This is a genomic window from Flavobacterium sp. GQ95 (assembly GCF_059758655.1).
Genome location: NZ_JCAXEB010000091.1, coordinates 1 through 224 on the forward strand (window position 1 = coordinate 1; position 224 = coordinate 224).

Sequence of the window (224 nt, forward strand, 5' to 3'; positions counted from 1 at the left end):
TACTTCATTCGATGAGACCTGGGAACAGGTTTGGGGAGAAAAGAAAAATATCAGAAACCATTACAATCAGCTTTCTGTTGAATTACAGCAAAAAAGCGGAAACAAACGCAAACTCGAAATTCAGTTTCGTGCTTTTGATGACGGAATCGCCTTTAGATACGTATATCCAAAACAAAACGTAAAAGACAGTATTTTCATTATGAATGAAAAAACGACTTTTAACC

Annotated in this window: 1 protein-coding gene; it reads left to right on the forward strand. The window is 35.3% G+C overall.

All coding sequences use genetic code 11. The annotated features are described in order from the left end of the window. The coding region (locus AC6CH4_RS26060) for a glycoside hydrolase family 97 N-terminal domain-containing protein (protein ID WP_498108261.1) at window positions 1-224 on the forward strand (224 nt) is incomplete at both ends.